Consider the following 11,049-nt stretch of genomic DNA (forward strand, 5'->3'; position numbering starts at 1 on the left):
CGTGGTGGACACCGTCGGCACCGACCACGCGCCGCACCTTTGGGAAGAAAAGCAGCACCCCTACGGCTCGGCCCCCTCCGGCCTGCCCGTCATCCAGAGCGCCATCGTCTCCCTGCTTGAATACCTGCCGCTGGAAACCGTCGCCGAGAAAACGGCGCACAATCCGGCGCGCATCTTCAAGACGCTCGACCGCGGCTTTATCCGCGAAGGCTATTGGGCCGATCTGGTTCTCGTCGACACGGAAACTCCGCACACCGTTTCCAAGGAAAACATCGAATACAAGTGCGGCTGGTCGCCCTTCGAAGGCGTCACCTTCAGCGCGTCCATCGCCGCGACGCTGGTCAACGGCCAGCTCGCATTTTCGAACGGAAAAGTAGACGGGGCCATTCGGGGCCAGCGCCTGCTGTTCGATCGATAACCCCGCCGCTGGCTACATTTTTGCACCAACCCTCGCAAATGCGGACAATATTGAACCAATATGCCGGATTGGTTGTATCCCATTCGCCATTTCGGGTTTTTCTTTCTTCCTTTCCCGATAGCGCTTTACGCACGAATCTGAGAACATGCGTCCTAAACAGGTATCAGATGGCATATTTGATGCGGAAAAGGCTTTTTTGCGGGGGAAAGCTATGGATTTCGAAAACTATGAGACAGATGGTTTTTTTGATGAGTTGATCGACAATCAAGGGCGGCCGCGCCCTTGCGCGCAGTTGCTGGTTGAAACCATCAATAAACTACCGAAGGGCGACCTGCGGCGGCGGCAAGAGGCCAGCGAACGCGCCATGCTCAGCATGGGCATCACGTTCAATGTCTACGGAGCCAGCGAAGGCACCGAGCGCGCCATCCCGTTCGACATCGTCCCGCGCATCATCGACGGCCAGGAGTGGGACGGCGTCGAGGCCGGATTGAAACAGCGGATCAAGGCGGTCAACCGGTTCATCGACGACATCTACCACAAACGCGAAATCATCAAGGAGGGCGTGGTGCCGGAATGGCTGTTCACCTCCTCCAAGGGCTATCTGCCGCAGTGCCAGGACCTCAACCCGCCCGGCGGCGTCTGGGCGCACGTGACCGGTACCGACCTGGTGCGCGACGAAAACGGCTCCTTCTTTGTGCTGGAAGACAACCTGCGCGTTCCCTCGGGCGTCTCCTACGTCTTGCTCGACCGCACGCTGATGAAGCGCAACTTCCCCGAGGTTTTTCATAAAAGCGCCGTACGCCGGGTGGTCGACTATCCCATCCAGTTCATGAAAATGCTGCACAAGCTCGCGCCCGAGGGCGTTGAAAAACCCAACGTGGCGGTTCTGACGCCGGGCGTCTACAACTCGGCCTATTTCGAACACACGTTTCTGGCCCGCCAGATGGGGGCCCTGCTGGTGGAAGGGCGCGATCTGGTCTACGACGGAAAATATGTCTGCGCGCGGACGGTCGACGGCCTGCAGCGCATCGACGTCATCTACCGCCGCATCGACGACGAATTTCTGGATCCGGAGGTCTTCCGCGCCGACTCGACGCTCGGATGCCGCGGCATGATGAAGGCGTTCCGCGAAGGGCACCTCACGCTGGCCAACGCGCCGGGAACGGGCGTGGCCGACGACAAAGTGGTCTACGCCTTCGTGCCCGACATGATTCGCTTTTATCTCGGCGAGGAGCCGTTGCTGCCCAACGTGCCGACCCACCTCTGCATCGAGGAGGAGGCCTTGCAGTACACCTTGGACAACCTCGACAAGCTGGTGGTGAAACCCGCCAGCGAGTCCGGCGGCTACGGCATGCTGGTGGGGCCCCATTCCACGAAAAAAGAGCGCGAAAGCTTCGCCAAGGTGCTGCGCGCCAACCCGCGCAACTACATCTCCCAACCGACCCTCTCGCTTTCGCGGGCGCCGGTGCTCGTCGGCAGCCATTTCGAGGGCCGCCACGTCGACTTGCGGCCCTACATTCTGCACAGCGGCGACGATTCGTATGTGCTGCCCGGCGGCCTGACCCGCGTGGCGCTGAAGAAGGGATCGCTGGTGGTCAACTCGTCGCAGGGCGGCGGAACCAAGGATACCTGGGTCGTCGACCGCATTCCCGACATGGAGGAAGTCTAATGTTAAGCCGCGTTGCAGACCAGATCATGTGGATGAGCCGCTATATCGAGCGCGCCGCCAATACCGCCCGCTTCCTCGAAGTGAGCTACCACCTCAACCTCGACATCCATCAGAACGGCGAGGAGCAGTGGCGCCCGTTGGTTGAAATTACCGGCGACATGAAAACCTTCGAAGTCCGCTACGGCAAACCCAGCGCCGAGAACGTGATGCACTTCCTGATGTTCAACCCGGAATACATCAACTCCATCCAAAGCTGCCTGAACGCCGCGCGCGAGAACGCCAAAGGCCTGCGCGAAAGCATGCCCGCCGAACTGTTCGAGGCCATCAATGCCCTCGGCAAGCTCGTGCCGGAAGCGACGCGTAAAAAGGAATTCTTCCACAGCCAGATCCTCGAACTCTGCCGCGAGGTCAAGCGCGAGTGCATGATGATTTCGGGCATGTTTTCCGAAATCATCGAGCGCGGCCGCGGCTACCACTTCTGGCGGCTGGGCGAATTCATGGAACGGGCCGACAAAACCTCGCGCCTGCTGCACGTGAAATATTTCTACATCCACCCGCAGATCACCGATCTCGAAACCTCCATCGACGACATGCAGTGGCTGGCGCTGTTGCTTTCGCTCGATGCCCGCGAGGCCTACCACCGCACGCACGGACTGATTGAGCGCGACAACGTGATCCACATGATCGTGCTCAATCCGGCCTTCCCGCGCGCCATCCTCTTCTGCCTGCAGACCGCGCTGCAAAGCCTCTCCCTGATCACCCAGGGCGTGCAGGGCGAACCGCACCGGAAACTTTCCGCGCTGTGCGAACGGCTCGAATCGATGAGCGGAGCCGATATCATCGATACCGGCCTGAACGAATTCATCGAGAACCTGCAGCTCGAAATGAACAACATCAACTCGGCCATCTTCGATTACTTCAATCCCGACCCCGCGCTTTCCATCGGAGCCTGACCCTTATGGCCATACGCATTGCCCTTCACCACAAGACCGAATACCACTACGACCAGCTGGCCCAACTCGGGCCGCAAATCATACGGCTGCGCCCCACCCCGCATTGCCGCACCCCGATCATCAGCTACTCGCTGAAGATCGAGCCGGAAGACCACTTCCTCAACTGGCAGCAGGACCCGCAGAACAACTATCTCGCCCGCCTGCTGGTCAACAAACCAACGCGCCTCTTCAGCATGGAGGTCGACCTCGTTGCCGACCTCAAGCCGATCAACCCGTTCGACTTTTTTCTCGAAGAGGCCGCCGAAACCTACCCCTTCGAATACCCCTACAAACTCCGCCGCGAACTGCGCGCCTATTTCACCAAACAGCGCCTGACCCCGCGCTTCCAGGCCTTCCTCGAAACCATCGACACCACCGAAGCCCGCAGCATCGACTTCCTCGCCATGGTCAACGCCAAGGTCAACCAGTCGCTTGAATACACGCTGCGGATGGATCCCGGCGTCTACACGCCGGAACGCACGCTCAAGGAAGGCAAAGGCAGTTGCCGCGATTTCGCGTGGCTGCTGGTCAACCTCTTCCGGCGGCTCGGGCTCGCCGCCCGCTTTGTTTCCGGCTATTCCATCCAGCTGGCCGCCGACGAAAAACCGGTCGACCCGAACGCGCCGGCCGGCGTGCCCGAAGACGTCTGCGACCTGCACGCCTGGTGCGAGGTCTACCTGCCCGGCGCCGGGTGGGTCGGGCTCGACGCCACCAGCGGGCTCTTCTGCGGCGAGGGCCACATTCCGCTCGCCACCTCGGCCGATGCCCAGGGTGCGTCGCCGCTCGAAGGCGGCATCACCCCCTGCGAAACCGAATTCCACGTCGAGATGTCCGTCACCCGCATCCACGAAGATCCGCGCGTCACCAAGCCCTACACCGACGGCCAGTGGCAGGCCGTCGTCGAACTCGGCGATGCGGTCGACAAACGGCTCAAAGCCGGGGATGTCCGCCTCAGCATGGGCGGCGAGCCGACCTTCATTTCCGGCACCGATCTCGAAGGCGAAGAGTGGAACACCGGCGCGGTCGGCCCCACCAAGAAACCGCTTTCGGAAAAACTGATTCGCCGTTTGCGCGCGCGCTTCGGCCCGCAGGGGCTGTTGCATTTCGGGCAGGGCAAATGGTACCCGGGCGAGCCGCTGCCGCGCTGGGCGCTCGGGCTCTACTGGCGCAAGGACGGCCAGCCGATCTGGGCCAACGATGCACTCATCGGCAGCGAAAACGAAAACTATGGCCACACCTATAAAGATGCGCTGGCATTGACCGAAGAGCTCTCCCGCCAGCTCGGCGTCGACCGCTCCTACATCAACCCCGCCTACGAAGATCCGGTCAAGTTTTCCCTGCGCGAACGCGAGCTGCCGATCAACGTCGACCCGCTCGACAGCAAGCTCGACGATCCGCAGGAGCGCGAGCAGCTGCTCAAGGTGTTCAACCGCGGGCTCAATACGCCGGTCGGCTATGTCCTGCCGCTCGAACGCACGGGCGACGGCTGGCAGAGCGGACTCTGGATGCTGCGCGGAAAACAGCTCTATCTCATTCCCGGCGACTCCCCGCTGGGCCTGCGTCTGCCGCTCGAAAGCCTGCCGTGGGCGAAGAAGGAAGACCGCCCGGTCATGGGCACCTCCGATCCGTCGGCCTACCACCCGCCGCTGCCGGGCCGCCGCGCCATCGTGGTGCCGCAAAACCGCGGCGACGCACCGCGCGCCCCCGGCATCTTCGAAAGCAACGAGCAAACGTCCGACCAGTTGCCGCAGCCCGGCCAGTCCGCCCCGTGGGTGATCCGCACCGCGCTGTGCGTCGAATGCCGCGACGGCCGCCTCTACGTCTTCTTCCCGCCGTGCGGCAAAATCGAGGACTACCTCGATCTCGTCGCCGCGGTCGAGCACGCCGCCGAAATCACCGGTACGCCGGTGCTGATCGAAGGCTACACGCCGCCGCACGATCCGCGCATCGAATACATGAAGGTCACGCCCGATCCCGGCGTGATCGAGGTCAACATTCAGCCGGCCTATTCCTGGCGCGAGATGATCAACAACACCTCCGTGCTCTACGAAGAGGCGCGCCAATGGCTGCTGCGCACCGACAAGTTCCAGCTCGACGGGCGCCACACCGGCACCGGCGGCGGAAACCACGTGGTCGTCGGCGGCGCCACCCCGGCGGATTCGCCCTTCCTGCGCCGACCGGACCTGCTCAAATCGCTGATCGGCTACTGGATGAACCACCCGTCGCTCAGCTATCTCTTCAGCGGCCTGTTCATCGGGCCGACCTCGCAGGCGCCGCGCGTCGACGAAGGCCGTCCCGACGCCGCCTACGAAATGGAGCTGGCGTTCAAACAGATTCCGGGCACCAAAGATCCGTCGATCCCGCCGTGGCTGGTCGACCGCGTCTTCCGCCACCTGCTGACCGATCTCACCGGCAACACGCACCGCGCCGAATTCTGCATCGACAAAATGTATTCGCCCGACAGCCCGACCGGCCGCCTGGGGCTGGTCGAGTTCCGCGGCTTCGAGATGCCGCCGCACGCCCGCATGAGCCTCACCCAGCAACTCTTGCTGCGCGCCCTGATCGCCGATTTCTGGGAACGGCCCTACGACGAGCCGCTCACCCGCTGGCTGACGCACCTGCACGACCGCTTTATGCTGCCGCACTATGTGCATCAGGATTTCGCCAACGTCATCGAGCGCCTGAACGACGCCAACTTCCCCTTCCGGCAGGAGTGGTTCGCCACCCATTTCGAATTCCGCTTCCCGGTCATCGGCTCCGTCACCATCGATGGCGTGACGATCGAACTGCGGCAGGCGATCGAACCGTGGCTGGTGCTCGGCGAAGAGGCCGGCGGCGGAGGCACGGCGCGCTATGTCGATTCCTCGCTCGAACGGCTCCAGGTGAAGGTCAGCGGATTCCACGAACCGAAGCATGCGATTGCGGTCAACGGCATCGAAATCCCGCTGACGGCGACCGATCATCCGGGCGTGTTTGTGGCGGGCGTGCGCTACCGCGCATGGCAGCCGCCGAGCTGCCTGCACCCCACGATTCCGGTGCACGCGCCGCTTGTATTCGATTTGGTGGATCGGCAGAACGCGCGGGCGGTTGGCGGCTGCACCTACTATGTCAGCCACCCCGGCGGAAGAAGCCATGAAATTTTCCCGATCAACGCACTTGAAGCAGAAACCCGACGCGCCGAGCGCTTCCGGACCCTGGGCCACACCCCCGGGCCGTTCCAGATGCGCCGCGTTCCGCGCAATTCGGAAATGCCCGTCACGCTCGATTTGCGGCGTTTCTAATTGGACGGACACCACATGAATTCATTGATCAACGCTTACCAACCGATTGCAGGCGCGTATTCGGAAATGTTGGACCCGCAGCGGGCTATCCGCCCGCCCTGGCAAACCATGCTCGACCAGCTCGCCGCCTACGGCCCCGAAGATATCGAGGCCCGCTGGCAGCGCGCGCAACGAATGATCCGCGAAAACGGCGTTACCTACAACGTCTACGACGATGCCCAGATCGGCAGCCATCCCTGGATGCTCGACCCCGTCCCCCTGATGATTGCCCCCGACGAATGGGAGGAACTCTCCGCGGGACTGATCCAGCGGATGAAGGTCCTCAACCTCGCCTTGGCCGACCTCTATTCCGACCAAACCCTGCTGAAAAACAACGTCCTGCCGAGCGAACTGCTCTTTGCCAATCCCCAGTTCCTGCGGCCCTGCTGCCCGATCAAACCGCCCGGCGGAAGCTACCTCACCCTGCATGCCGTCGACCTCGCCCGGACCCCGGCCGGAAAATGGTGCGTCGTGAAAGACCTGGCCCAATCACCGCCCGGCGCGGGCTATGCCCTGGAAAACCGGTTGGTGGTCTCGCGAACCTTTCCGAGCATGTACCGCGATTGCGGCATCCAGCGGCTCGCTCCGTTTTTCATTGCCCTGCGCGACACGCTCGAAGGGCTCTCCCAGGCGGCGAACCCGCACATTGTGGTGCTGACGCCGGGGCCGCACAGTTCCAGTTATTTCGAACACGCCTACATCGCCCGCTATCTCGGCTATCCGCTGGTGGTCGGCAACGACCTCACCGTCCGCGGCAGCCAGGTGTTCCTCAAGACGCTGTCCGGCCTGAAAAAAGTGGACGTGATCCTGCGCCGCCAGGCCGATCTCCACTGCGACCCGCTGGAGCTGGCGAGCGATTCCATCCAGGGGATTCCCGGCCTGATCCAGGCGGCGATCGATGGCGAGGTGGCCATTGCCAATGCCTTGGGCAGCGGGCTGGCCGAAACCCCGGCCCTGTTGCCGTTCTTCCCGGGGCTCTGCCGAGCACTCACCGGCGAAGAGCCCTTGCTCGGCACCCTGCCGACGCTCTGGTGCGGCCAGGAAAAGGAGTGCAAACAAGTCCTCGACCAGATCGACCGCTGGGTCGTGAAGCGCGCCTTTGCCGGCCCGCATGAAAAACCCGTCTTCGTGCGCACGCTTGCCCCGGCGGAGCGCGCCGCGCTCGCCGAGCAGATTAAGGCCGATCCCGATCAGTACATCGCGCAGGAAAACATCGAGCTCTCCTCCTCGCCCTGTTGGCAGCATCAGCAGATGGTCCCGCGCCACACCATGTTGCGGGCGTTTACCCTGGCCACCGCCAACGGATGGATGGTCATGCCCGGCGGACTCGTCCGCACGGCGGCGCAGGTCGATTCGGCGATCGTCAGCATGGAAAGCGGCGGCGGATCGAAGGATGCCTGGGTGCTGGCCCGCGGCATCGTCGAGCCGGTCACCCTGCTTTCCGGCGAAGACGACGAAGAGATACACCTGTCGCGGTCGGATGCGAACCTCTCGAGCCGCGTGGCCGACAACCTGTTCTGGTTGGGGCGCTATGTTCAACGCGCCGACATGCACGCCCGCATCCTGCGCACCATCCTGCGGCGCCTCACCGAGGAACACCTGCCCGACGGTTCGCCGGAGCTCGCCGAGCTGCTGCGCGTCATCGCGGTGATTACGGGAGCGGACAAAAAGACCCCCTCGATCACCGATCCGCTCAAGCAGCCGGCCGAGACCAAAGCGTTTATCTTCAGCATGCTCTACGGCAAGACCCATCTGGGCAATCTTTACAACGCACTGACCAGCGCCTGCAATATCGGCGCCACGGTGCGCGAGCGCATCAGCATCGACACCTGGCGCATCCTCGACCGCATGAACAACGAGCTGCTCTCGGCCCGCGACGAAGGCGATCTGCCGGACGCGCTCGATATGCTCGACCACCTGCTGATGCCGCTGTCCGCCTTTTCCGGACTCAGTTCGGAAAGCATGACGCATGGGTACGGCTGGCGGTTTATGGACATGGGCTTCCGCATGGAACGCGCCACCATGAGCGCGCAGGTGTTGCGCGAACTGCTGGCGCAGCCCGCCGCCTTTGAAACGCCGGTGCTCGATGCCATTTTGGAAGTGGCGAACAGTTCGATGACCTATCGTTCACGCTACCAGAGCCACGTTGCCCTGCTCCCGCTCCTCGACCTGCTGATCTGCGACGACACGAACCCGCGCAGCCTGGCCTATCAGCTGGTCATGGTCAGCCAGCATATCAACGCCCTGTCGCAACTGACGGAGCGCGGCTTGCTCCCGGAGCAAACCCTCGCCAGCGAGCTGGTCAGCCACATCGAGCAATGCGATTTGGCCCAGCTGGTTCAAACCGACGAACAAGGAAAGCGCGCCGAACTGAGCCGCTTCCTGGCGGAAATCAACGAGCACGTTCTGGAGCTCAGCAACATGGTGACGCACCGCTATCTGGCGCATGTGCTGGTGACCAGCCGGCTGTCGTCTTCGATAGGCTCCGAAAACTGGGACGGCGTGGAGGACGAAGAATGATTTATCATCTCCGCCACCTCACGTCGTTCCGCTACACCCAGCCGGTCACGTTTGTCTACAACACGCTGCACCTCAAGCCCCGGGAACTGCCTTGGCAGAAGGTGCAGTCCTTCCTGCTGGAGATCGAACCGATTCCGACGGTGCAGACCGAACGCCTCGACTATTTCGGCAACACCGCCACCTTCTTCATGATCCAGTCCCCGCATGATGCCATGAAGGTGCTGGCGAAATCCGTGATCGAAGTCCTGCCCCGGCCGCCGGCCGCGCAGCCCGGCATTCCGTGGGACACCGCCCGCCGCGCCATGCGGGCGGATACAACCCCGAACGGACTGGATGCCTATCAATACGGCTTTGCCTCGATCTATGCCAAACCGATGCCGGAAGCGCGCGCCTATGTCCAGCCGTCGTGCAGCCCGGGCATGACGGTCCACGCCGTGGCCACGGAATTGATGACGCGCATCAATACCGATTTCACGTTCGACCCCAAAGCCACCACCGTGGCCACGCCGGTGACGGAAGTTCTGCAGAACCGCCGCGGAGTCTGCCAGGATTTTGCGCATCTGATGATCGCATGCCTGCGCAGCATCGGCATTGCCGCGCGCTATATGAGCGGCTATATCCAGACGCTCCCGCCGCCCGGACAGCCCCGTCTTGCCGGGGCGGATGCCTCGCATGCCTGGGTGGCCGTCTACTGTCCGCAAGCCGGATGGCTGGAGCTCGACCCCACCAACAATCAGGTGGCCGACGAACAGTATATCACGCTTGGCTGGGGCCGGGACTATCACGACATCAGTCCGGCCAAAGGAGTGTTGTTCGGCGGGGGCACCCACACGGTGCACGCCCAAGTCGACATGATTCCGGAAACGGAACTCCGGCCAACGCAACAACGACAACAGCAGCAATAAGGAGTTCACCAATGGCTCATGTAATTTTTTACGAAAAACCCGGATGCATCAACAACGCCAAACAAAAGGAGTGGCTCGAAGCCGCCGGCCACACCATCGAGGCCTACAACATTCTCGAGCATCCCTGGGAGCCCGAGGATCTGTGCACGTTCCTGCAGGGCGACGACCCGGCGAACTGGTTCAACCGCACGGCCCCGGCCATCAAGCAAGGCAAGCTGACCCCGGAACGCTTCGGCGCGCACGAGGCGCTGGCGGCCATGGTGGTGTCGCCCATCCTGATCCGGCGCCCGCTCATGCAGATCGGCGAGGTTAAACTGCAGGGCTTCGAGCAGGAAACGCTCGATCGGCTCATCGGTCTAGCCCCGACCCCCGGCGCCGAAGAAACCGTCGATCAGCTCAGGAACGACGACCTTGCGCGCTGCCCGCAAGCCGCGACGAACTGCGGCTGATGCCGAGGACGACCGCGTTCCTGCGGCCGAGGGTATGTTCACAGAAACAGGAGCCAGGCCATGCAGTTACTCACCAGTTGCAACTTAACCTTCGACATCGAGGTGCCGACCCCCTTCGTGCTGATGCTGCGGCCGCGCAGCGGGGCCCAGCAGTGGATCGCCCGCGAGGAATACAAGCTGGAGCCCAGCGTCCCCGCCGTTGAATTCACCGATCCCTACGGCAACCTCTGCCAGCGCCTGATGGCCCCGCCCGGCCTGTTCGGGGTGTATACCGCCGCCGAAGTCGTGACGCAGGACTGGGTGGACCAGGCCCCCGGCGCACCGTTTGTGGAAGTCGACCACCTGCCCGATGGCGTGCTGAGCTATCTGCTGCCGAGCCGCTACTGCGAGTCCGACCGCTTCGGCCAAATGGCCACCGAAATCACCGCCGGCCAGTGGCTCGGATACGATCAGGTTCAGGCCATTGAATCGTGGTTAAAGGCAAACATCCGTTTCGAGCCGTACGACAGCGACATTCAGTTGTCCGCATCCGAAATCAACGAACGCGGCTGGGGCGTCTGCCGCGATCTGTCCCATCTCGGAATCGCGCTCTGCCGCAGCCTGAGCATCCCGGCCCGCATGGTCGTGGGCTATCTGCACGGCCTTCAACCCATGGAACTGCATGCCTGGTTCGAGGCCTACGTCGGCGGCCGCTGGTACACCTTCGATGCCACGCAGGCGGAACTCAGAGGCGGCTACGTCGCCATCGGCTACGGCCGCGATGCGGCCGACGTCGC

At 62.9% G+C, this 11,049-nt stretch carries 8 protein-coding genes; all 8 read left to right on the forward strand.

Translation table 11 applies throughout. The features are described 5' to 3' along the window. A partial coding sequence (locus tag ABYO54_RS07680; RefSeq protein ID WP_372807666.1) for an amidohydrolase family protein occupies nt 1–418 on the forward strand: 418 nt, incomplete at its 5' end. 211 nt (nt 419–629) lie between these two features. Next, entirely contained in the window at nt 630–2,087 is a 1,458-nt protein-coding gene (locus tag ABYO54_RS07685) for a circularly permuted type 2 ATP-grasp protein (protein WP_372807667.1), read from the forward strand. Next, nucleotides 2,087–3,040, forward strand: a complete 954-nt coding sequence (locus tag ABYO54_RS07690) for an alpha-E domain-containing protein (RefSeq protein ID WP_372807668.1) — start codon at nt 2,087–2,089, stop codon at nt 3,038–3,040. The genes ABYO54_RS07685 and ABYO54_RS07690 overlap by 1 nt, the downstream gene beginning before the upstream one ends. A 5-nt stretch (nt 3,041–3,045) precedes the next feature. Beyond that, nucleotides 3,046–6,360 carry a DUF2126 domain-containing protein gene (locus tag ABYO54_RS07695; protein ID WP_372807669.1) on the forward strand — a complete coding sequence of 1,105 codons (3,315 nt, stop codon included), beginning with the start codon at nt 3,046–3,048 and terminating at the stop codon, nt 6,358–6,360. A gap of 15 nt (nt 6,361–6,375) precedes the next feature. Continuing rightward, a complete protein-coding gene (locus ABYO54_RS07700) occupies nt 6,376–8,919 on the forward strand; it encodes a circularly permuted type 2 ATP-grasp protein (RefSeq protein ID WP_372807670.1) in 2,544 nt (847 codons plus the stop codon). Beyond that, the gene (locus ABYO54_RS07705; RefSeq protein WP_372807671.1) at nt 8,916–9,824 is read left to right on the forward strand and encodes a transglutaminase N-terminal domain-containing protein; all 909 of its coding nucleotides are present in this window, start codon (nt 8,916–8,918) and stop codon (nt 9,822–9,824) included. Before ABYO54_RS07700 ends, ABYO54_RS07705 begins: the two co-directional genes overlap by 4 nt. Before the next feature lie 11 nt (nt 9,825–9,835). Then, entirely contained in the window at nt 9,836–10,273 is a 438-nt protein-coding gene (locus tag ABYO54_RS07710) for a hypothetical protein (RefSeq protein WP_372807672.1), read from the forward strand. A 60-nt stretch (nt 10,274–10,333) separates the two neighbouring features. Further along, the coding region (locus ABYO54_RS07715; protein WP_372807673.1) for a transglutaminase domain-containing protein at nt 10,334–11,049 on the forward strand (716 nt) is incomplete at its 3' end.

The sequence above is a fragment of the Pontiella sp. genome (genome assembly GCF_041622395.1).
Taxonomy (GTDB): domain Bacteria; phylum Verrucomicrobiota; class Kiritimatiellia; order Kiritimatiellales; family Pontiellaceae; genus Pontiella.